Origin of the sequence: Bradyrhizobium macuxiense, from assembly GCF_007993935.1 — a bacterium.
Taxonomy (GTDB): Bacteria; Pseudomonadota; Alphaproteobacteria; order Rhizobiales; family Xanthobacteraceae; genus Bradyrhizobium; species Bradyrhizobium macuxiense_A.
In genome coordinates, this window is record NZ_VITY01000006.1 from 42,873 (window position 1) to 65,161 (window position 22,289).

Annotated in this window: 21 protein-coding genes; 11 read left to right on the plus strand and 10 right to left on the minus strand. The window is 65.1% G+C overall.

From position 1 onward, the window contains the following. Positions 1-123: 123 nt before the first annotated feature. Genes FBZ93_RS17150 through FBZ93_RS17180 form a run of 7 tightly spaced genes read left to right on the plus strand, consistent with a single transcriptional unit; the run spans position 124 to position 8,129 of the window. On the plus strand, positions 124-1,434 hold the full coding sequence (locus FBZ93_RS17150) for a phytoene desaturase family protein (protein WP_246667527.1): 1,311 nt from the start codon (positions 124-126) through the stop codon (positions 1,432-1,434). Between the two features lie 5 nt (positions 1,435-1,439). After that, positions 1,440-2,294, plus strand: coding sequence for an ABC transporter ATP-binding protein (locus FBZ93_RS17155; RefSeq protein ID WP_146987094.1), 855 nt, complete (start codon positions 1,440-1,442; stop codon positions 2,292-2,294). After that, entirely contained in the window at positions 2,291-3,085 is a 795-nt protein-coding gene (locus tag FBZ93_RS17160; protein WP_146987095.1) for an ABC transporter ATP-binding protein, read from the plus strand. Before FBZ93_RS17155 ends, FBZ93_RS17160 begins: the two co-directional genes overlap by 4 nt. Continuing rightward, entirely contained in the window at positions 3,085-5,019 is a 1,935-nt protein-coding gene (locus FBZ93_RS17165; RefSeq protein ID WP_146987096.1) for an AMP-dependent synthetase/ligase, read from the plus strand. The genes FBZ93_RS17160 and FBZ93_RS17165 overlap by 1 nt, the downstream gene beginning before the upstream one ends. Further along, entirely contained in the window at positions 5,020-5,892 is an 873-nt protein-coding gene (locus FBZ93_RS17170) for a branched-chain amino acid ABC transporter permease (RefSeq protein WP_146987097.1), read from the plus strand. Beyond that, on the plus strand, positions 5,892-6,938 hold the full coding sequence (locus FBZ93_RS17175) for a branched-chain amino acid ABC transporter permease (RefSeq protein ID WP_146987098.1): 1,047 nt from the start codon (positions 5,892-5,894) through the stop codon (positions 6,936-6,938). Before FBZ93_RS17170 ends, FBZ93_RS17175 begins: the two co-directional genes overlap by 1 nt. Positions 6,939-6,968: 30 nt before the next feature. Beyond that, positions 6,969-8,129, plus strand: coding sequence for an ABC transporter substrate-binding protein (locus tag FBZ93_RS17180; RefSeq protein ID WP_146987099.1), 1,161 nt, complete (start codon positions 6,969-6,971; stop codon positions 8,127-8,129). 2 nt (positions 8,130-8,131) lie between these two features. Here the strand turns inward: FBZ93_RS17180 and FBZ93_RS17185 are convergent, their stop codons facing one another. The 10 genes from FBZ93_RS17185 to FBZ93_RS17230 form a co-directional block, all read right to left on the minus strand. Continuing rightward, on the minus strand, positions 8,132-9,319 hold the full coding sequence (locus tag FBZ93_RS17185) for an enoyl-CoA hydratase-related protein (protein WP_146987100.1): 1,188 nt from the start codon (positions 9,317-9,319) through the stop codon (positions 8,132-8,134). A 34-nt stretch (positions 9,320-9,353) separates the two neighbouring features. Beyond that, a complete protein-coding gene (locus tag FBZ93_RS17190) occupies positions 9,354-10,547 on the minus strand; it encodes an acyl-CoA dehydrogenase family protein (protein ID WP_146987101.1) in 1,194 nt (397 codons plus the stop codon). Further along, positions 10,544-11,479, minus strand: coding sequence for an alpha/beta hydrolase (locus FBZ93_RS17195; RefSeq protein WP_146987102.1), 936 nt, complete (start codon positions 11,477-11,479; stop codon positions 10,544-10,546). Before FBZ93_RS17195 ends, FBZ93_RS17190 begins: the two co-directional genes overlap by 4 nt. Continuing rightward, positions 11,479-12,231 carry an SDR family NAD(P)-dependent oxidoreductase gene (locus tag FBZ93_RS17200; RefSeq protein WP_146987103.1) on the minus strand — a complete coding sequence of 251 codons (753 nt, stop codon included), beginning with the start codon at positions 12,229-12,231 and terminating at the stop codon, positions 11,479-11,481. The genes FBZ93_RS17195 and FBZ93_RS17200 overlap by 1 nt, the downstream gene beginning before the upstream one ends. A gap of 3 nt (positions 12,232-12,234) precedes the next feature. Then, on the minus strand, positions 12,235-13,029 hold the full coding sequence (locus tag FBZ93_RS17205) for an enoyl-CoA hydratase/isomerase family protein (protein ID WP_146987104.1): 795 nt from the start codon (positions 13,027-13,029) through the stop codon (positions 12,235-12,237). A gap of 13 nt (positions 13,030-13,042) precedes the next feature. Beyond that, entirely contained in the window at positions 13,043-13,540 is a 498-nt protein-coding gene (locus tag FBZ93_RS17210) for an aromatic-ring-hydroxylating dioxygenase subunit beta (RefSeq protein ID WP_050425761.1), read from the minus strand. Next, positions 13,540-14,799 carry an aromatic ring-hydroxylating oxygenase subunit alpha gene (locus FBZ93_RS17215; protein ID WP_146987105.1) on the minus strand — a complete coding sequence of 420 codons (1,260 nt, stop codon included), beginning with the start codon at positions 14,797-14,799 and terminating at the stop codon, positions 13,540-13,542. The genes FBZ93_RS17210 and FBZ93_RS17215 overlap by 1 nt, the downstream gene beginning before the upstream one ends. Before the next feature lie 177 nt (positions 14,800-14,976). Continuing rightward, entirely contained in the window at positions 14,977-15,486 is a 510-nt protein-coding gene (locus tag FBZ93_RS17220) for a hypothetical protein (RefSeq protein ID WP_146987106.1), read from the minus strand. Continuing rightward, a complete protein-coding gene (locus FBZ93_RS17225) occupies positions 15,483-16,553 on the minus strand; it encodes a phosphotransferase family protein (protein ID WP_167529080.1) in 1,071 nt (356 codons plus the stop codon). Before FBZ93_RS17225 ends, FBZ93_RS17220 begins: the two co-directional genes overlap by 4 nt. Beyond that, entirely contained in the window at positions 16,553-18,106 is a 1,554-nt protein-coding gene (locus FBZ93_RS17230; protein ID WP_146987108.1) for an acyl-CoA synthetase, read from the minus strand. The genes FBZ93_RS17225 and FBZ93_RS17230 overlap by 1 nt, the downstream gene beginning before the upstream one ends. A gap of 204 nt (positions 18,107-18,310) precedes the next feature. Here FBZ93_RS17230 and FBZ93_RS17235 point away from each other — a divergent pair, with 204 nt between their 5' ends. From FBZ93_RS17235 to FBZ93_RS40635, 4 genes are all read left to right on the plus strand, one after another. Next, on the plus strand, positions 18,311-19,546 hold the full coding sequence (locus FBZ93_RS17235; RefSeq protein ID WP_146987109.1) for an ABC transporter substrate-binding protein: 1,236 nt from the start codon (positions 18,311-18,313) through the stop codon (positions 19,544-19,546). A 49-nt stretch (positions 19,547-19,595) separates the two neighbouring features. Then, the gene (locus FBZ93_RS17240) at positions 19,596-20,711 is read left to right on the plus strand and encodes a hypothetical protein (RefSeq protein ID WP_146987110.1); all 1,116 of its coding nucleotides are present in this window, start codon (positions 19,596-19,598) and stop codon (positions 20,709-20,711) included. Beyond that, positions 20,711-21,637 (plus strand): acyl-CoA thioesterase, encoded by a 927-nt coding sequence (locus FBZ93_RS17245; protein ID WP_146987111.1) that lies wholly within the window; start codon positions 20,711-20,713, stop codon positions 21,635-21,637. The genes FBZ93_RS17240 and FBZ93_RS17245 overlap by 1 nt, the downstream gene beginning before the upstream one ends. A 213-nt stretch (positions 21,638-21,850) precedes the next feature. After that, complete coding sequence (locus tag FBZ93_RS40635; protein ID WP_167529081.1) at positions 21,851-22,084, plus strand: hypothetical protein; 234 nt, start codon at positions 21,851-21,853, stop codon at positions 22,082-22,084. Positions 22,085-22,289 lie beyond the last annotated feature (205 nt).

Consider the following 22,289-nt stretch of genomic DNA (forward strand, 5'->3'; position numbering starts at 1 on the left):
CGGGCTTTGACCTGCGTCAAAAAATAATTTGAACGACCGGTCGGATTATATTAGACTGCCCGTCATCAAGCAAGCGGATTGCGCACGCCGAGACCAACCCGGCGGCATCGAGGGAGGCTGCGCGTGGAAACTCAGAGGATCGATGCTGTCGTGATCGGAGCCGGCGCCGGCGGGCTGTGCGCCGCGGCGCGCCTCGCCCATGGCGGGCTGCATACGCTCGTCGTCGACGACAAGGACCGGCTGGGCGGCCGCGCCTCGACCGAGGAGATCGACGGCTTCAAGGTCAATATCGGCGCGATCGCGATCGAGTTCGGCGGCGTGTTCGAGGAGACCTTCCACACCGTCGGCGCGCCGCTCGACATCCGTGCGCCGGAGCCCGCGAGTTCGTTCTTCATCGACGGCAAGGTGATCGATGTCGGCCGCGGCGGCTGGTCGCTGCTGCTCGGGCAGCTCACGAAACAGGCCTCGCGCATCCTGGAGAAATTCGCCGATGCCCGCTCCGGCAATCTTCCCGACGGGCGGCAATCGACCGAGGACTGGCTGAAGGGCTACACCAGCAACGCCACGGTGCATGCGCTGTTCCGCAACCTCTGCGCGGCGATCTTCGCCTGCAACGCCGCCGAGCTGCCGGCCCGCGCCTTCCTCACCTATTTCACCAGCAAGGGCGCGTTCAAGAAATTCGGCTTCTGCCCGCAAGGCACGATCGGCGTCTGGAACAGCCTCGGCAGCGCGATCCGGCGCAATGGCGACATCTGGCTCGGCACGCCGGCGACCACGATCCACACCGCCAACGGCAAGGTCGAAGGCGTCACCGTGCTGCGGAACGGCGAGCGGGTGCGGATCGACACCGACCTCGTCATCAGCAATGCCGGACCGAAAGCCACTGTCGCGCTCGCCGGCAGCGAGGCCTTCCCGGCGGATTACATCGCCAAGGTGAAGAACGACCTGCGCCCGGCCGCCAACATCGTCATCAATGTCGCGAGCCGCGAGCCGCTGATCAACCATCCCGGCATCGTCACCTTCGGCAAGACCCGCCGGCTCTGCAACATGGCGAACCTCTCCGCCACCTGCCCCGAACTGGCACCGCCCGGCTGGCACCTCTACGTCGCCTATGCCGTGCCGGTGCCGGCACTCGGCGATTTCGACAGCGATGCCGAAGTTCAGCTCGCGCTCGACGATCTGCGCGAGCAGTTTACGAATTTCGACCAGGCAAAAATCCTGTCGATCCGGGTGATGCGCGACGACTGGCCGGCGCAACGCAGCTGCGCCGGCTACGATCTGCCGCGCGAGACCGGCATCGAAGGCCTGTGGTGTGTCGGCGACGCGGTGAAGCAATATGGCAATGGCGGCACCCAGGCCTGCGCCGAGACCGCCAAGATCGTCACCGACGCGATCCTCGCCGCGCGCTCGCGCCGCTCGGCCGGCCGGGTCTGAGCAAGATGCCGACGACGATTCCGCATCCGACGCCGCAGGCAGCGCCGCTCACGGCAACGGCGACGGATGCCCTGCTCGAATTCCGCAACATCCGGATCGTCTACGACAACGCGATCGAGGCGATCCGCGATGTCTCGATCGCGGTGCCCGAGGGCAGCATCGTCGCTTTGCTCGGCTCCAACGGCGCCGGTAAGTCGACGCTGCTGAAGGCGATGTCCGCCATCCTCTATACCGAGGAAGGCGTGATCGAGAACGGCAGCATCCGCTTCCGCAATGACGAGGTGCATCGTCTTGCGCCGGATGAACTGGTGCGCCGCGGCATCGTCCAGGTGCCGGAGGGCCGCCGCGTATTCGCGGCGCTGACAACAGACGAAAATTTGCAGATGGGCGGCTATATCAGGACCGGCGCCGAAGCGCGCGAGCGCCGCGACAAGGTGTTTGCGCTATTTCCGCGGCTGCACGAGCGGCGCGACCAGATCGCCGGCTACATGTCCGGCGGCGAGCAGCAGATGCTCGCGATCGGCCGCGCATTGATGACCGATCCCGTGCTGCTGGCGCTCGACGAGCCGTCACTCGGCCTCGCGCCGCTGATCATCGACCGCATCTACGAAGTGATCGTCCGCCTGCGCGACGAGCTGAAGATGACGGTGCTGCTGGTCGAACAGAACGCGCAGCGTGCGCTCGACATTGCCGACTATGGCTACATCCTCGAGACCGGCCGCGTCGTGCTCGACGGCACGGCCAAAAAGCTCACCGCCAACGAGGACGTCCAGGAATTCTACCTCGGCGTCTCCTCGTCCGGCCGCAAGAGCCTGCGCGACGTCAAGCATTACAAGCGCCGCAAGCGGTGGCTGTCGTGACCGCGCTGCTGGCGATCGAGAACCTGTCCAAGCGCTTCGGCGGCCTCCAGGCGGTCGGCGATGTCAGCCTTGAAGTAAGCCGAGGCGAGATCTGCAGCGTGATCGGCCCGAATGGCGCCGGCAAGACCACGCTGTTCAACATGATCTCGGGCGTGCTGCGGCCGAGCGGCGGCCGGATCAGCTTCGACGGCATCGACCTTTCGACCATCTCGCCCTGGAAATTCGCCGCCGTCGGCATCGGCCGCACCTTCCAGAATCTGGCGCTGTTCAAGCACGGCACCGTGGTCGAGAACATCCTGACCGGCCGCCACACCCATCTGCGCTCGACCGTGCTCGACGCCGTGGTGTTCTACGGCCGCACCCGCAAGGAAGAGATCGCGGCCCGGCAGCGCGTCGAGCACATCATCGAATTCCTCGAGATCGAGCATATCAGGGACGCCGTCGTCGGCACCCTGTCCTATGGCCAGCAGAAGCGCGTCGAGCTCGCCCGCGCGCTCGCCTGCGAACCGAAGCTGCTGCTCCTCGACGAGATGGTCTCCGGCATGAACCAGGAGGAGACTGAGGATATCGCGCGCTTCGTGCTCGACATCCGCGACGAGCTCGGCATCACCGTCGTGATGATCGAGCATGAGATGCGCATCGTGATGGACATTTCCGACCGCATCCATGTGCTGAATTTCGGCCGCAAGATCGCCGAGGGCACGCCCGACGAGATCAGGCGCGATCCGGCCGTCGCGGAGGCCTATCTCGGCGGCCAGCGCGCTGAAGCGATGGCAAAGGCAGGCGCATGATGTCGACGCTGGACAGCCTGCGCACCACCCATCCGCCGCTGCACGCCAGTTCCGTGCGCAGCGCGTCTGCGGCAGGAGCCGACACGCTGCAGGCGGCTCTTGCGGATGCCACCATCACCATCCCGCAGCTGCTGCGGCAGCGCGCCGCCATGCATGGTGAGGCGCTGGCGCTGCGCGAGAAAGACCACGGCATCTGGAATCCCTATTCCTGGCGGCATTATTACGAGACCGCGCGTGCGGTCGCGCTCGGCCTGCTCTCGCTCGGCATCAAGCCCGGTGACCGCATCGCGATCGCCGGCGAAAACACCCCGGAATGGTTTTACGCCGATCTCGGCGCCCAGATGATCGGCGCGGTCGCGGTCGGCATCTATCCGACCAATCCCTGGGTCGAGCTGCAATATATCGTCAAGCATTCCGGCGCCCGCATCGTTGTCACCGGCGATCAGGAGCAGACCGACAAGGTGCTCGACGCGATGGCCAGCAATGGCGGTCTGCCGGATCTCGAGGCCATCGTCTGCATCGACATGAAGGGCCTGCGGCACTACCGCCAATCGCAGCTGATGTCGTTCGCGGCGCTCTGCGAGCGCGGCACGGCATATGCGCGGGAGACTCCGGAGGCCAACGCCATCCTCGATCGTTTGATCAGCCAGGGCGCGCCCGACGATGTCTGTATCCTCGTCTACACCTCGGGCACGACGGGTCCGCCCAAGGGTGCGATGCTGACCCATCGCAATCTCGTCTACGCCGCCTATGCCTACGCCAAAACCGTCGGGATCGCCGACAAGCCGTTCGAGGCTGTGAGCTATCTGCCGCTGTGCCATGTCGCCGAACGCTGCTACGGCACGGTCACGCATCTCGTGCTCGGCGGCACCGTCTCCTTTGCCGAATCGATCGACACGGTCGCGATCAACATCCGCGAGATCGCGCCGACGTTCTTTGTCGGCGTGCCGCGCATCTATGAGAAGCTGCAGCAAGGCTTTCTGTTCCGGCTCGGCGAAAGCGGCCGGCTGCGGCAGAGTTTCACCAAGGCCTGCCTCGCCTGGGGCCGCAGGCTGTCCGACCGCCGGCAGGCCGGCAAAGCCAATTGGCTCGATCACGGCGCCTATGGGCTTCTCTACCTCCTGATGTTCCGCAATTTGCAGCGCCATCTCGGCTTCGCCTACAGCCGGCACCGGCTGTGCGCCGGGGCCTCGATCTCGCCCGAGACGCTGCGCTTCTTCGACATCATCGGCCGCCCGGTGTCGCAGGGCTATGGCCTCACCGAGAGCGGCGGCGTCGCCTTTATCCAAACCGAAAGCCACCACCGAATCGGTGGCTGCGGCGTGCCGTTACCCCAGACGGAATGGAAGCTCGATGCCGATGGCGAGATCCTGCTGCGCAACCCCGGCGTCTTCAAAGGCTACTTCCTCGACGAGAAGGCCTCGACGGCCTCGCTTGAGCAAGACGGCTGGCTGCGCACCGGAGACATCATCGACATCCTCGACAACGGCGAGATCGCCGTGGTCGACCGCAAGAAGGCGATCATCATCACCGCCGGCGGCAAGAACATCGCCCCGTCGGAGATCGAGAATGCGCTGAAGGATTCCGAATTCATCAAGGAAGCGATCGTGGTCGGCGAGGCCAAAAAGTACCTCGGCGCCATCGTGCAGGTCGATTACGACAATGTCGGCCGCTGGGCGCGCGACCGGGCGCTGGCCTACACCAACTACAAGTCGCTATCGCAGCTGCCGGAAGTGCACGAACTGATCGAGCGCATCGTGGGTGAGACCAACAAGCGCTTCGCCCGGGTCGAGAACATCAGGCGCTTCGCCATCCTCGAGAAGGAACTCGATCACGACGACGGCGAATTGACCGCCACGCAGAAGGTGCGCCGCGCCATGATCGAGAAGAAGTTCGCGCGCGAGCTTGCCATCATCTACCGGGCGGAGGGCTGAATGCAGTATCTCCTGCAGCTTCTGATCTCGGGGCTCGCGATCGGCGCGATCTACGGCCTGATCGCGATGGGCTTTGCGGTGATCTACAAATCCACCGGGCTGGTCAATTTCGCCCAGGGCGAAATGACCATGATCACGGCCTATATCGCCTGGACGATCTCGACCACGGTCAGCGGCAATGTGTTCGTCGTCGCTGTTGGCGCCATCCTCGCCGCGGTCGTGCTCGGCCTGGTCATCGAGCGGCTGGTGATGCGGCCGATGCTGGGCGAGCCGGTGTTCGCGACCGTGATGGTCACGATCGGGCTCGCGGTGATCCTGCGCTCGGCGATCAACTTCATCTGGGACGCCTATCCGCATGGCCTCGAACTCGGCATGGGCCGCGGCATCGTACATCTCGGCGGCATCGGCGTGCGTACCGGGCAGCTTGCCGTCATCGCGACGCTGCTTCTGCTGCTCGTCGCGATCTGGGCGTTCTTCCGCTACAGCAAGGTCGGCGTCGCGATGCGCGCGGTCGCGGCCGACGACCGCACTGCGCTGTTGATGGGCATCAGCGCCACAAGAGTTCATGCGCTGGCCTGGGCCGCGTCCTCCGTGATCGCCGGCATCGGCGGCGTGTTCTTCGCGCTGTCCTACGACCTGTCGCCGGCGATGTTCCAGCTCGGGTTGAAGGCATTTCCGGCCACCATCCTGGGCGGGCTCGACGCCGTGCTCGGCTCCGGCCTCGGCGGCCTCCTGATCGGCATCACCGAAAACCTGGCGGGCGGCTATCTCGGCTCCGGCATGAAGGAGGTCGCGGGCTTTGCCATGATCATCGTGGTGCTGATGGTCCGCCCGTTCGGCATTTTCGGCGAACGCGATATCGAGAGGGTGTGATGCGGACCGGCGATTACAAGCAGAGCTATGGCGAGCTGGTTGCGCTGATCGATTCGCCGCCGGTGTGGCTGTGGTCAGCCGTGCTGCTGCTGGCGCTGATCGCAGCGCCCTACCTTCTGAACTCCTACGCGCTGTCGTTCCTGATGATCATCCTGATCACGGTGACCGGCGCGCTCGGGCTCAACATCCTGACCGGCTACACCGGCCTGATCTCGCTCGGCCATGTCGGCTTCCTCGTCACCGGCGCCTATGCCTATGCGGTGCTGGTGTCGAAGTATCACATGCCGCCGCTGGTCGGCTTCCTCGGCGCCGGCATCGTGCCGGCGCTGGCGAGCCTGATCGTCGGCGCGCCGTCGCTGCGGCTCAAGGGGCTCTATCTCGCGATCACCACGCTCGCCTTCTCCTTCATCATCAACACCGTGATCCTGGAGATGCGCTGGCTCACCAATGGCGCCCGCGGCATCCAGGTGCAGCGGCCGGAAATCCTCGGAATCAGCTTCGACAGCGATGCCGCCTTCACCTATCTCTGCCTCGCGATCGCGGCGCTGACGCTGTTCGCCACCCTCAACATCCGCCGCAGCCGGGTCGGCCGCGCCTTCGTCGCGATCAGGGACAACGACACCGCGGCCCGCGTCATGGGCATCAATTTGCATGCCTACAAGCTGTTCGCCTTCGTCACCTCGGCCTTCATCACCGGCATCGCCGGCGCGCTGTACGGCATCTATCTCTCCTTTGTCAGCGTCGAGGGCTTTCCGTTCCTGCTCTCGATCGAGGCGCTGGCGATCCTGATCGTCGGCGGGCTCGGCTCGGCGCTCGGCGCGGTGCTCGGCACCGTCCTGATCGTGCTGCTGCCGGAGGCGACACGGCTCGTCTTCAGCCTGTTCAGCGCGCAGATGGACGCGACCTTCACGACCGGCGCGCAGGAGCTGAAGAGCATGCTCTACGGCCTCGTCATCATCCTGTTCCTGCGCTTCCAGCCGAGGGGGCTGCTCGGCGCCTGGCACGACATCAAACGGGCCTGGGTGCACTGGCCGCTGCGCTACTAAGCAAAAAAACGACACCATGAGGAGGAAACAATGATCAAACACCTGGCGGTAGCGTCGCTGCTGCTTTCAGCTTCCTGTCTTGACATCGGCCCGGCTGTAGCCGCCGATCCCGGGATCACCGACACCGAGATCCTGATCGGCGACGTCGAACCCTTGACCGGCCCGCCGGCACTGCTCGGCGTCGCGGCCTCGATCGGCCACAAGATCGCGATCGCGGAAGCCAACGCCGCCGGCGGCATCAACGGCCGCAAGATCAAATATGTGCTGGAGGACGACGGTTACGTCACCGCGCGCACCATCCAGGGCGTCAAGAAGGTGATCGACGTCGACAAGGTGTTTGCGATGATCGGCATCTCCGGCTCGGGCCAGTCGATCGCTGTGATGCCGGTACTGGAGAAGTCGGGCATCCCGACTGTGATCGACGTCGCGCCGGTCAAGTTCCTGTGGGAGCCGCCGCGCAAGAACGTGTTCGTGGTCGGACAGTCCTATGAGGAAGGCATTATCCACCTCGTCAATTTCCTCGCCGACAAGAACCCCGGCAAGAAATGGGGCCTGATCACCCAGGACGACGATTACGGCATCACCGTGCGCGACGGTTTCGATTCCGTGGTCAAGGCCAAGAAGCTCAATGTCGTCTACAGCGGCAATTACAAGAAGGGCCAGCAGGACTTCTCGTCCGACATGCTGCAGCTGAAGGATTCCGGCGCCGAGGTGTTCCTCGCCGGCGGCATCATCGCCGAGAACATCGCCATGATGAAGGAGCTCGAGAAGCTCAGCATCAAGCCGGTGACCGGAATCTTCTGGCCCGGCCGGATCGAGCCGGTGCTTAAGCTGATGGGGCCGGCGGGCGACGGCATCTACGCGGTCGATTATGTCGAACCGTTCGCGGGCGCAGCCGGCAAGGCGTTCCTGGAGAAGGCCAAGCCGCTGGTCTCGGAGGCCGAATTCAAGGGCATCAACCGCTACACCATGACCGGCTATGCCGCCGCGAAGGTCCTGATCGCGGCGATCGAGCGCTGCGGCAAGCAGCCGACCTGGGCCTGCACCATCGCGGAGCTGGAGAAGACCAAGAATGTCGAAACCGGCGTGATGGCGCCGATCAGCTTCGGCCCCGGCGTCCGCTTCTCCAACCAGAAGCTGCAGATCATGCAAGCCGACGCGGCCACACTCAGCTTCAAGCCGGTGGAGTAGAGCTAGCTGCCGCGAAAGTCCGGACGACGCCTCGCCGCGAAAGCGGCGATGCCCTCTCGCGCGTCGTCCGAGCAACTGGCAAGGACGATTGAGTCCTTCTCCAGCCGGAGCTGGTCGGACAGATCGGTCTCGAAAGACTGCCGTAGCATGCGGCGCATCGCGCCGTATGCCTTGGTAGGACCGGAGGCAATTTTCCGAGCCACGTCGGCCGCCTCGGTGTCCACAAGGTTGGCCGCAACGAGTCGCGACACCAGACCGAACTCAAGCGCCTCCTGCGCCGTCAGCCGGCGATTCAGAAGGAAGAGCTCCTGGGCACGGCGCAGCCCGATTGTCCGCGGCAGGAACCAGGTATTGCCGCCATCGGATGTCAGGCCCAGCGCTCCGTAGCCGAGCGCGAACCGCGCGTCGTCGGCTGCGATGACAATATCCGCGACGTGAACGAGACCCAGGCCGCCGCCGGCGGCCGCACCGCGAACCGCGGCAATCACCGGCGCGTCGATGCTCATCAGGCGATCGAGCGCCAAATGGTAGTCGTCGATCATCCGCCGAAGCCGGTTGGGCAACTCCTCGGATGCCGTCCCGGCAAAAAGATTGACGTCGCCTCCCACCGTGAAGTTTGGTCCATTGCCGGTGATGAGCACCGCGCGAGTGTCTGACCGTTCAGCGATGCGGGTGGCGGCTTCTTCCAGATCGGATGCCATCTCGGCATTGATCGCGTTGCCCTGTTCCGGCCTGTTGAGCCGCAAGGTCGCAACTCCGTCTGCGAACTCGAGCAGCAGCGTATGAAACGGGCTGGCGGCCTGATGCCAGCGTTCCGTGTCCGTGTACTGCTCAAGTGCCCGGATGCGGCCATCCTCGAAGCTCAGCAAATGCGCGAATGCGGCATCAAGGGTGCTACCGCCCCGCTTGCCCTCGCCGCGATAGCGCCCCATCACCAGCAAGCCTGTATCGCCGACTTGCTCGAAGCGGTTGGGTTCGGCGTAGGCGACAAAATTCCTCGCGATGACGCCCCAGCCGTCGCGACGCATGGCATCAGGCCCGTCGTGACGCCCTCCGGCCTCAAACGGCATTCCATCCGCGATGGTGCCGACGAACTGGGGGTGCAGAAGTGTCCCAAGCTTTTCGCGATCACCGACACGAAGCGCGGCGTAGAGAGCCCGCGCGAGATCGATAAGACCTGGATTGGTCATTGTCCGCCTTTCTTCGCCTTGAGAAGCCGGGGCATCACATCCGCTTGGCAACTTCCTCCAGCATCACCTCGGTGGCGCCACCGCCGATCGTCAGCACCCGGGCGTCGCGCACCATGCGCTCGATCGGCGTGCCGCGCATGAAGCCTGAGCCGCCATGCAGTTGCAGGCAGCCATGCACGACCTCGTGCAGCACCTCCGGCGACAGCGCCTTCACCATCGACACTTCGCGGAGACATTCCTTTCCGGCCGCGGCCAGCTCGGCGGCCTGATAGGCCAGCGCCCGCGCGGCAGCCGCCTTCGCGGCGAGCTGAGCAAGCTTCATCCGCACGCCCTGCTGATTCCAGAGCGGGCCGCCGAATGCCTGCCGCGTCTTCACATAGTTCGCCGTCAGCTCGATCGCCTTGGCGGATTCGCCGGCGCAGATGCCGCCGATGCAGATGCGCTCATTCTGGAACGTCTCCATGATGCCATAGAAACCCTTGTTCTCCTCGCCGAGCAAATTCTCCGCCGGGACGCGCACATCCTGGAAGGCGAGCTCGGCGGTGTCCGAGCAGAGCCAGCCATGCTTGTCTAGCTTGGTTGCCGTGATGCCGGGCGTATTGCGCTCGACGATGAACAGCGAGATGCCGCGGCTGCCCTTGGCATGCGGATCGGTGCGCGCCGCGACGATCAGGATATCGCCATAGACCGCGTTGGTGATGAACATCTTGGCGCCGTTGATCACCCAATGATTGCCATCGCGCCGCGCGCGCGTCTTCAGACCCGCGACATCGGAGCCGGCATCGGGCTCGGTCACCGCGATCGAGCAGACCGTCTCACCGCGGATGATCGCCGGCAGATACTTCTGCTTCTGCTCCGGCGTGCCGCGCAAGGAGATGTGCACCGCCGACATGTCGGTATGCACGAGGATCGACGAGGTGAAGCCACCGAAGCTCGAGCGGCCGAGCTCCTCGGCGAACACCATCGAGGCCAGCGGCCCCATGTCCGTGCCGCCATATTCGGCCGCGTGGCGCATGCCGAGAAAGCCGAGCGCGCCCATCCGGCGATAGATCTCGCGCGGAATCTTGCCGTCGCGCTCCCAGGCGTCGGCATGCGGCACCACTTCCTTTTCGACGAATCGACGCACCTGCTCACGCAGCATGCGCAGCTCCTCGGGCAGATTGGGCGGCTCCGAGAAATGGAATTCGGCTTCGGTAAGCTGGCGCGGATCCGAGGTCATGACGTTCATTGTGGCGCCCTCTCGTGGCCGATGTGAAGATGGTTGCGCAAAAAAGCTGCAAGGGATGCGATCGCCTCTCGCGCCTGCGGAATCTCGGGGAACATCTGGAACACGTGGATCATGCCGTCCCAGACCTGGAGTTCGACGTCGACGCCGACGGCCTTCGCCTTTGCAACTAGTTCCGTTGAGTCGTCACGCACGGTTTCGCGGTCGCCGACCTGCACGAGCAGCGGCGGCAGTCCGGTGAGATCGGCATAAAGCGGCGAGGCCAGCGGATCACCGACATCGCCGTCCTTGCCGAGATAGTTCCTGGCGAGCGCCAGGATCATCGCGCGCTGATGGATCGGATCGGCCTCGGCCCTGCTCTTGTAACTTGCACCGGTCGCGGCAAGATCAGTCCAGGGCGACATCAGCGCGCCCGCCGCGGCAAGCGGCAGGCCGCGGTCGCGCGCCGCCAACATCGCAGCGAGCACGAGATTGCCGCCGGCCGAGTCCCCGGCGAAGGCAATGTCCGCCGGGCGTAATCCCAGATCGCACAGGTACTGATAGGCAGTCAGCGCATCGTCCAACGCGGCGGGAAAGCGATGCTCCGGCGCGAGCCGGTAGTTGATCGAGAGCACGCGGCAGCCCGATGCATTCGCGATCCGCCCGGCCAGGTCGCGATGCGACGCGACCGAGCCAATGCGGAAGCCGCCACCGTGAAAATACAGGATCGCCTTGTCGCGCGGTGCGTCCGACGGTACGAGCCACTCGCCGTCGACGCCGCCGGCGGAGACCCGCTGGCACGTCACCGGCACCGGGCAGTCGGCAAAGGCCTCGTCCCAGTCGCTGCGCATCTGCGCCACCGACGTTTCGCGGGTCCAGCCGCGATAGATCGCACGCAGGCGCTCGATCGCACGATCGACCGGCGTCATGGCGATATCGTCGCCTGCGATACCCATCAGCCGCCGATGCCCATGCCGCCGGACACGCCGAGCGTCTCGCCGGTGATATAGGCCGCGTGGTCGGAAGCCAGGAACAGCGCGGCCGCCGCGACCTCCTCCGGCTCGCCGAGGCGGCCGAGCAGCGTCGCGCCAGTCATCGCCTGCAGAATCTTGTCGCCGCCCTTTGCCACCGCCTGCTCCAGCATCGGGGTACGGATCGGTCCCGGCGCGATCGCATTCGCGGTGATGCCATAGCGCGCGTTCTCCCGCGCGATGCTGCGGGTGAAGGAGATCACGCCGCCCTTGGCCGCCGAATAGACCGCGCCGCCCTTGGAGCCGAGCCGCGCCGCCTCCGAGGTGACGTTGATGATGCGGCCGAAGCGCGCCGCCTGCATCGCCGGCAATGCGGCATGGGTGCAGGCCAAGACCGAGGTGAGATTGACCGCGATCAGCCGCGCCCAATCCTCCGCGCTGGTGTCGGTGAAGAAGGCGTGCTGATCGATGCCGGCATTGTTGACGACGATGTCGAACGGGCCGTCCTGCGCCATCACGGTTTGCACCGCCGCCGCATCGCTGACGTCGAGCCCTGCGACGTGAGCCCCCGTCTCGCGCGCGAGTTCCGTGGCTGCGGCGACATCGAGATCGGCGATCACGACCCTGGCGCCGGCGCCAGCAACGCTGCGGACAATCGCGGCACCGATGCCGCGCGCGCCGCCGGAGACGAAGGCCCGGCGACCATCGAGACGCCCGAATGGCAAGGTGCCCGCCACGTCTCAGCGTCCCGTGAAAACTGGCTTGCGCCGTTCGATCACGGCGGCGAGCCCTTCGCGGGCGTCGGCCATTCCCGAGAGTTCGGCAACCGTGCGCGCCTCTTCCGACAGGCATTGCTCGATGCTGGTACCGGTGCCGGCCCAGACCAACCGCTTGGTCGCCGCCAGCGCCTTCGGCGCACCGGCCGCGAGCTCGCGCGCCAGCGCCAGCGATGCGTCGGCCAGTTCTTCATCGGGCACCACCTTGGTGACGATGCCCATCTGCAACGCTTCGGCGGCCGGGATCACCGGATTGGTGAGCAAGATCGACATCGCCCGCCGCAACCCGACCAGCCGCGACAGCGTGACCGAGACGCCGGCATCCGGCGCCATCGCCACCCGCGTCGCACCGGCGAGGAATTTTGCCGATTCCGCCGCGATCACGATGTCGGAGGCGCAGACCAGACCGAAGCCGCCGCCGCCCGCGGCAAAGCCCTGCACCGAGGCGATGACAGGCGCCTCCAGCCGCAGCAATCCGGTCACCGCATTCTGCAGATAGGCGGTGGCCTGGCGGATATAGTCCGGCAACTTCTCGCCCTTGGAGGCAAAGGCGCGGACATCGCCGCCCGCACAGAAATTGGTGCCCTCGCCGCTCAGCAGCACCACGCGCAGATCCGGATGGCCGTGGCAGACCATGATGGCGTCGCACAGCGCGCTCAAGAGCTCGGCGCTCATGCCGTTGGCCGCATCGGGACGGTTGAGCCGCAACCGCGCGATGCCGTCGGTGATGTCGAGCAGAACGGGGCCCTTGTCGATCATGGCGAGACCTTCCCTAAACCAGGAATGACAGCGTGTAGATCGCCTTGTCGTTGTTGACGAGGATGACCTTCTTGCTGGCCATCCGCAATTCGCCATCGACATGACGCAGCCGGTATTCGTTGCGCGCCGCCCACAGCGTGTCGTCGCGCAGGCTCGACTCGAAAATCAGACTGTTGCTGGCGACCGCGATGTCGCCATTATCAGGCTGCTCGTCCATCAATTCGATGTTGGAGATCAGCCGGCGCAGGTTCGACTGCGGCGTCTGGGTGAAGTGCTTGCCGGTCATCAGCTGCCGGACGCGCAGCGCGATCCGCGAGCGGTTGTCATAGATGATCGACATCTGCCGCTCCGGGTCGATGTCGGCGCCGTTGGCCGGCACCCAGTAGACGCCGTCATCGGTCCAGAGCTTTTCCCAGGCCTCGTATTGATGCTCGTCCTGCAGCCGCGCCTCGCGATAGAGGAAGGCGGTGATGGCGCTCATCAATGTGGCGCTGCTCTCGCGTGACAGCATCAGGCCGGCTCCATCAGCTTGCGATAATGGGTCCAGATGCCGCGTGACGGCACCTCGTCGGTGACATGGCCAACTGTGAAACCGAGCTCGTCCTGCCGCTGGCGCTTCTCGCCGCGGCCGAGGAATATCCATTCCGGATTGCGCGCCAGCACGCCGCGGTGGCAGCGCTCGTACATCTCGGAATCGTCCGCGAGCAGGAAGCCGGCCGGACCGACCGAGCCCATGGTCTGCTGGCGCAGCCTGCGGTTCAGATCGGGCGCGCCCTTGAACTGCAGCGCGGTGACATGTTGCACGCTGTCGTCGACGCCGAGCGGCTGGATCACGAACATCTGGATCTCGGCGATGAACAGGTTCGGGAAGATCATCACATGCGGCGTGCCATCGATCATGATCTCGCGCGCCGCGCTGTCGCCATAGGCCGTCTTCATCCGCGCGGTGTAATCGGGCAGCCGCTCCTCGCTGGTGCCGAACCAGCTCATCGGCGCATCGCGCTTGCGGAACTCGGGCCGCAGGTCGATCTCGGTGTGACCGTTACCGTAGTCGCGCGTCAACGCGGTCGAGGCGCCGCCATAGAGCTTTCCGATCATGCTGTCGGCGACGCCGAAGATCGAGGTGTGCACGAAGGCGGGATGATAGCCGTCGCACTCGTTCTCCAGGATGAACTTCCAGTTCGCCTTGACGCGATGCTTGAGGAAGCCCGCTGATATCTCGACTTCGCCCTCCGGCGAGGTGCGCACCAGCCGATCGATGGTCTCGGCGGCGCCGCCGAGATGCTCCTTCAGGGTCGGGCCTTCGGCCGCGAACGAGCCGAACACGAAGCCGCGGTAGGACTCGACGCGCGTCACCCGCCCGAGCGCGAGCTGCGCCTTGTCCTGCCCCTCGTAGCCGTCAGGGAAGGCATAGCCGACCAGCCGACCGTCATTGGCAAAGGTCCAGGAGTGGAAAGGACAGGTGAACGAGCGCGCATTGCCGCGCTCAAACGAGCAGACCTGGTTGCCACGATGCGAGCAGCGGTTGAGCAGCAGATTGACCTTGCCCTGCTCGTCGCGTGTCATGATCACGGATTGCGGGCCGATCGACTTGACGACGTAGTCGTTGGCGTTCGGCACCTCGCTCTCGTGGCCGACATAGACCCAGGTCCGGTACCAGATGTTCTTGAGCTCGGCTTCGAATATCTCGGGATCGGTGTAGAGCGATCCGTGCACCCGGTCGGGCCGGATCAGCCGCTCCCATGGCGGGACGCCGGTCATCATGTTCATCGCTCCGTCTCCCTCGCCGACCGCTTGCGCGGATGCCTTCAACGCCCGTCAATAATAATCCGAACGACCGTTCGGTCAATGAATAACACGGGCGCCGCAGGCGAGCAAGCTTCTTCTGGACGCCGCACCGCCGTGCAGCCCGCAAAGATGCAATCCCGGGTGGCCGACGCCGCCGCCTCAGCCCTGCGCCGCGCCACCCTCGCGTTCGCCGCCCGCGATCTGTTGCTGCATCGACTTCGGCGTTGTCGCGAGCTCGATCTTGAGCTGGTCGCAGATTGCCCGCCGCAACAGGCGCTCGATCTCGGCCGCGGCGTCACGATCGGCTGCACGCGCGTCCTCGCCGCTCGCCCAGAGCAGGAGCTGTCCCAGCTGCCGGTCGCCATCGTCGCGGACCGCCTCGATCGCCGCAGCGTCGGACACGTCGCCGTGAATGCGAGGCGTCGCAGAGATCTCCGGATGCATCATGCCGTCGGCCAGTCGCCTGACTGCCGCAAAAGTCTCGTCCTGCAGGCGCACCTGCTCGAGCAGCGGCCCCGCCTTCCAGTCGGCGGCGAGCTTCAAGCCGTTCAGAGCATAGATCGCTGAAAATACCTGCCCGCGGACGAAATCGTCGCTGCTGTTCGGCACGACATGGCTTTGCAGGGCATCGATGATGCCCTCGATCAACCGCTCGAAGGATCCACTCATGCCGCGGCCTCCAGCGCCCGCTCGAAGGCCCGCACGATCGAGGGCATCTGGCTTGCCATCACCGCAAGCCGCATGTCGTTGAAGCGATCGACCTCGAAGGCGCGCACCGCGCACATCTGGATCGCCGCGGCCTGGTACAGCGCGTAGGCCTCGTAGAAGGCGAGGCTCCTGTCCGAAACCGCAATGCCGGAGGCGCGCTGATAGAGCTCGATCACCTCGGCGCGCTCGAGCACGCCATAGAGCTTCCGGCTCCTGGCGTTGAAGGTCGGCATCATCGCCCAGGCCAGATCCTCGTGGGGATCGCCGAGATGAGTCAGCTCCCAATCGAGAATGGCGACGATCCGCCCCTTATGCTCGATGAAATTCCCGATCCGGAAGTCGCCATGCACGACGGTGCGGCACGGCGGCAGCGGGCAGTGATCCTCAAGCCAGCGTCCGCCCCAATCGAGCAGCGGATAATAGCGCGCCGTCGGGCGCGCCAGCGAGGCGCGCCAGCCGGTAATTGCCCGGAGCTCGGCGCGATCCGCGCCCTGCGCCTGCGACGCGAATGGCGTCGCGTCTGGATTGATCCGATGCAGCGACGCGAGGATCTCGATAAACTGCCGGGCGATCACGCGCTTGTGGTTCGGGTCGAGCTCGCTCGCCGCCCAAGGTGCGGGAACGTCGCCCTCGATGTGCTCGCAGATGAAGAACGGGAAGCCGATCTCGGCGCCATCCTGCGCTGACGACACCAGCGCCGGAACCGGAACGCCGCTGCCGGCCAATGCCTGCAACGCATGGACCTGCGGCAGCACCGAGTAAGGCGCAAACAGCCCGCTCGGCGGACCGACACGCAGGATCAGCTTGCGGTCTCCACCGAGGGCGGAGCGTGCCGCGAAGGCGTAGGTGATCCAGGAGAACCCCGACGATTTGCGGCCGAAGCTCGTGATCTCCGTCCGGCTCCCGGATATCCGCGACATGTGCTGCGCGAGCGCAGTCCGCACCGCATCGTCATTCACCACGGCCGGGTGAACAAGGTTCGGCGCAGTACCCGGCACATCGTTGGATCGTTTCGCAGCCTGCGGCATCAATTGACCGACCTCGTATAGCCCTGCCACTTCTCTTCGCGCAGCGCCGACTTCATGATCTTGCCGGAGCCGGTGAGCGGCAGCGGTTCAAGCCGGATGTCGACCGAGCGCGGGCATTTGTAGCCCGCGATCAAGGTGCGGCAATGCGCGATCACCATCTCCGAATCGAGCCGCGCGCCGTCCTTCGGCACCACGATCGCGTGCACCGCCTCGCCCCATTGCGGATCGGGAACCGCGATCACGGCGCATTCCTTGACGTGCTCATGCTGGAAGATGGCGTTCTCCACCTCGCCGGAATAGACGTTCTCGCCGCCGGAGACGATCATGTCCTTCAGGCGGTCGACGATATAGACGAAACCGTCCTCGTCCATCCAGGCGCCGTCGCCGGTGTGCAGCCAGCCGTTGCGCAGCACACGCGCGCTCTCTTCGGGCTTGCGCCAGTAGCCGAGCATCACGCCGGCGCCGCGGATCGCGATCTCGCCGACCGTGCCGCGCGGCACCTCGTTGCCGGCGGGATCGACGATGCGGATCTCGACGCCCGGTGCCGCTCGTCCCGCCGATTTGCGCTTGCTCGCCAGCGGTCCCTCCAGCGCGTGGTATTCCCAGGGCAGAATCGTCGCCAGCGCCGCGCTCTCCGTCATGCCGTAACCCTGGTGGAAGCGCCAGCTCGGCAGCACCCGCATCAGCTTGACCAGCAGCGCATCCGGCATCGGAGAGGCGCCATATTCGCAATCCCTGACGCTGCTCAGATCATACGTGCCGAAGGACGGATGATTGAGCATCATGTTGAGCATGGTCGGCACGAACAGGCAGTAATCGACTTTGTGCTCGGCGATGGTCTTCATCGCCAGTTCGGGCTCGAATTTCGGGATCGTCACATGGGTGCCGCCGACGAGCGTGAGCGCGATCATCGGCGAGGTGCCGGCCAGGTGGAACATGCCGGCCGAGTGCAGGTATCGGGTGTCCTCGCGGAATCGGAGCGCATAGATCCAGACCAGCGATTCATAGACGATGTTGGCATGCGACAGCATCACGCCCTTGGGGAAGCCCGTGGTGCCACCGGTGTAGAAGATGCCGGCAAGATCGTTATAGGCGCCGGATGCATCTTCGATCGGCGCGTGCGCAACCAGCTCGTCATAGCCCTGCATCCCGTCGGGGACCTGGCCCTCATCCAAATAGACCATCGCGGTGAGCGATTTCGCGCCTCTCAGCGCCGATGCGATCTCGGCAAAGGCCTTGTCCACCAGCAACAGTTTTGGCGTGGAATCGTCGATCGCATAGGCATTTTCAGCAACGGCCCAGCGCGTGTTGAGCGGCACTGCAACCGCACCGGCCCAGGCGATGGCGTAGAGCGCCTCGATATAGAGGTCGCTGTTGTGCGCCAGGATGGCGACGCGATCGCCTGGCTCGATGCCGAGCCGCCGCAGCCCGCCCGCGACACAGGCGACGCGGCGGCCGATCTCCTTCCAGCTCCGCGACCGTCCGGCATGGATGGTGCCCGGTGCATCCTTGCGCAACTGCACCGCCGAGATGAGCGCCTGCGTCAGCTTCATGTTTCCTCCTCGCCGCCACGCCGCTGCGTACGCCTGCGGATATTTCCGTCATGCGCGGCAGCCGATATGTCGCCCGGAGATTCCAGTTGATAATCCGGACAGACGGTCTATTATTGCACAGCGAACGCGGCGGGTAAAGCCTGGAAGGCAGCCGCCGTCGGGATCAACGAGCCCCGCAAAAGAGGGCCGTCATGGGAGGGGAAGATGCGGAAGCCAATCGTCACGTTTGCAGTGTGGGCGTTCGCGCTCACCGGCGCGCTCGGAACAGCGAACGCCCAGAAGGCCTATGGTCCGGGGGTCAGCGACACCGAGATCTTGCTCGGCGCCAATGCGCCTTACAGCGGGCCGGCGTCGATCTATGCGAGCTTCCCGAAGACCATGCTCGCCTATTTTGCGATGCTGAACGAAAAGGGCGGCATCAACGGTCGCCATATCAACTTGCTGACCCGCGACGACGCCTATAGCCCGCCCAAGACCGTCGAGGTGACGCGCGCGCTGGTCGAGAACGACAAGGTGCTCGCGATCATGGCGCCGTTCGGCACGCCGACCAATGCCGCGATCCAGAAATATCTCAACAGCAACGGCGTCCCACAGCTGCTGGTGCAGAGCGGCGGCACCCGCTGGAACGATCCGAAGCAGTTCCCCTGGACCACGCCCTACTCGCCGACCTACGTCAACGAGTCCCGGATCATCGCCCGCTATGTCCTGCGCGAGAAGCCGGATGCCAAGATCGGCGTGCTCCTGCAGGCCGACGACATCGGCAAGGATTTTGTCCTCGGCCTGAAGGAGGGGCTTGGCGCCAAGGCCGACACCATGATCGTCAAGGAGGCGATGTATCAGTCGACCGAGCCGACGATCGACTCGCAGATCGTAAACCTGAAGGCGTCGGGCGCGGATACGGTCCTGATCGCGGCGCAGAACAAGTTCGCCTCGATGGCGATCCGCAAGATCCACGAGCTCGGATGGAAGCCGCTGATCTTCCTCGGCTCGACCGCGAATTCGATCGCCGGCGTGCTGGTGCCGGCGGGGCTCGAGGCCTCGACCGGCATCCTGACCACGACCAGCTACAAGACGCCGAACGATCCGGCCTGGGCCAACGACAAGGGCATGGCCGACTATCTCGCCTTCGTCGCGAAATACATGCCGGGCATGGACCCGAACGATGTGATCGCGGTGACCGGTTACACCACGGCACAGCTCGGCGCGATCATCCTGCAGCGTTGCGGCGACAATCTCACCCGGGAGAACGTGCTGAAGCAGGCCACCAATCTCAGCGGCATCGCGCTGCCGATGCTGCTGCCGGGCATCACCATCCAGACCACGCCGCAGGACTACGCGGCGATCACCGAACGCCGCTTCGCACGCTTCGACGGCAAGACCTGGGTGCTGTTCGGCGACATCGTCGGCGCGGGAACGGCCAAGCAAGCCGCCAAGGACTGACTGCTCTGCGCACCGACCGACCGAGGCTCAAACACCAAGGACAAGAACAATGCTGACAGCCCAGGATGATCTCATCGGCCACCAGACACCGCAGCCGTTTGCCAAGGCAGGCGGCGGCGATATCAGGTTCACCGAGCGCTACTGGTACACCGCACATCCGATCGACGGCAGCGAGCTCTTGATCGATATCGGGCTCGGCTATTACCCGAACCGCAATGTGATGGACGGTTTTGCCGGCATCACGATCGGCCGCCGCCAGCACAATTTCCGTGCCTCGCGGCGGCTCGGAACGCGCCCGCTGGAGACCGAGGTCGGCGGGCTCAGAATCGAGATCGTCGAGGGCAACGGCCTGCACCGGGTCTCGCTCGCCGAGAATCCGTCCGGGATCAGCTTCGCGCTCGAATTCAAGGCGAGCTTTCCCGCGGCACAGGAGAAGCAGAATTTCCGGGAGCGCAACGGCGTCGTCGAAGAAGACCTCGCGCGGGTCTCGCAATTCGGCCGCTGGCGCGGCTGGATCATTGCCGACGGCAAGCGCTACGACATCGAACCGGAACGATGGTGGGGACAGCGCGACCGCTCCTGGGGTCTGCGTTCGGAGATGCGCACCGACGAGACGCGGCCGCCGGTTGCAACCCATCGCAACTTCTTCTGGACGTGGTCGATGTTCCAGTTCGAGACGTCGGCGCTGTCGGTCTTCATCAAGGAGCGCACGCCGGGCAAGCCGCATTACCTGTCGGGCACCGAGTTCCGCCGCGAGGCCGACGGATCGGTGTCGCATCGCGAGGTCACCTCGGTCGAGCACACAATCGAGTGGGCCGACGACCCGCTCGGGCAGACCATCGCTGCGGCCGACTTCACCTTCGTCTTCGATCACGGCGAGCCGCGCCACGTCAGGATACTGGGATTGCCGACCCGGTTTTATCTCAAGGCCGGCATGTATGGTGGGCTGCAGGGCTGGACCCATGGCGACGACCGCGGCGAGAACCATGCCGCACATGACGTCTGGAACCTCGACGATGCCGCGACGCGTGCCATCGCGCGCACGCTGTCGGACCATGTCGTGCGGCTCGACAGCGGCAACGAGACCGGATTCGGCATCAGCGAATACGGCGTCGCCGCCGGCTATCCGCTCTACCCGGGACCGCAGAAATTCCCGGCGATGTGATGGACGGGCAAGGCATCCGCGTCGCGGACGGTGACGAAGCCGCGTGCGATCCATGGGACAATCAGGCGGCGGAGGCGCTGGTCTCGCTCGAGACCATCGCCCCGCTGCGCTATCGCAGCCGCTTCGGCGACGGCAATCTCAACGGGCGCTCCTATGGCGGCCAGATCCTTGGCCAGGCCATGATGGCCGCGACGCTCAGCGCTCCCGAGGATCGCCCGGCGGCAATGCTGCAGCTCTTGTTCCTGCGCGGCGCCGATCCGGCCCGGCGCATCACGTTTGAGGCGCAGATTCTCCAGGACGGCAAACGGTTCTCCTCACGCCACGTCGTCGGCAGCCAGGGGGACGGGCGAACGGTGCTGAGCGCGCAGGCCACATTCTCCGCACCGCAGCCGGGTCCGCGGCACGCCGCCCCGTTCGCGCGATTGGAGGATCCGGAAGGCCTGCCCGATCTCTCCGTGATCCCCGACGCATTGATGGCGCAATTGCGGCCGCTCGGTCCCTATTCGCAGCACATCAAGCCCAGTATGGATTTTCGCATTCCCGAGATCGAGCGGCAGCTCTCGGCCGCGGCCGCAGAGCCGCGCCTGCGCTTCTGGATCAGATCCAGGCAGCCGCTCGCCACGGGTTCCCGCGCCCAGGCCGCCGTGTTCGCCTATCTCTCGGATTGGTGGCTCAACTTCTCCAGCGTCGGCGGCCATCTCCGCGACCTGCAGACGCGCGCCCCGCTCTATCTGTCGAGCCTCAACCATTGCATCTGGTTTCATCGCGCATTTTCGCCCGACGCCTGGATGCATGTCGACACCGAGAGCCCGTGCGCCGACGGCGGCCGCGGCCTGTCGATCGCCCGCGTCCATGACCGCAATGGGTCGATGCTCGCAACGTCAATCCAGGAAACCCTGATGGTGCATCCCGACGGCGATGCGTAAGCCACGCCGCGACAGAGTTGAGCGCGTGCCGTGATCGCGGCCGGGTTGCCGTCGATGCGCGGCGCTGGTTCCATCGTCTGTTGAATCCCGGCAACACCGTCAGACAAAAACGCGCAATCGCGCAGATTGTGGGTTTTGAATCACGAAGGTGCCGCATCCCTGTCAAATCCTGTTCGCGGGTGGCGCAACAAGAACACTATGGGGAAAACCTACATGCAGCAGGCACCGCTGGCCGCACGGAGTGCGGAATCGTCTGGATATGTTCTCTACTTCCAGCTCGCCAGCAATGGCACCAGACGCGCGTGCAGTCTGACGATCCAGGCGGAAAGCGCCAACGAGGCGGCGCGCATCTTCCGCGAGAACTGGGGCGAGATCGAATCGATGGCGCGCGACGGCGTGAGCACCGGAGTGGTCGGCTCGGCGCCCGTCAGCCTGGCGATGTCGTGAGACATATCGCGCGACGTACGGCGAACTCTACGCGTGAGGCGTGACAGGATAACGACCTCCGGGATCGCGCGACCAATTGACGCGCTGACGCAACAATCAAGTCATGGGGTGCGAGGCTCGCGCAAACGCGCGAGCCTCGCTGCGTCTTAGAACGATTCAAATCCAATCCGGTTAGAGGGATTCAAGTCTGCTCCGGTTCTTTTCG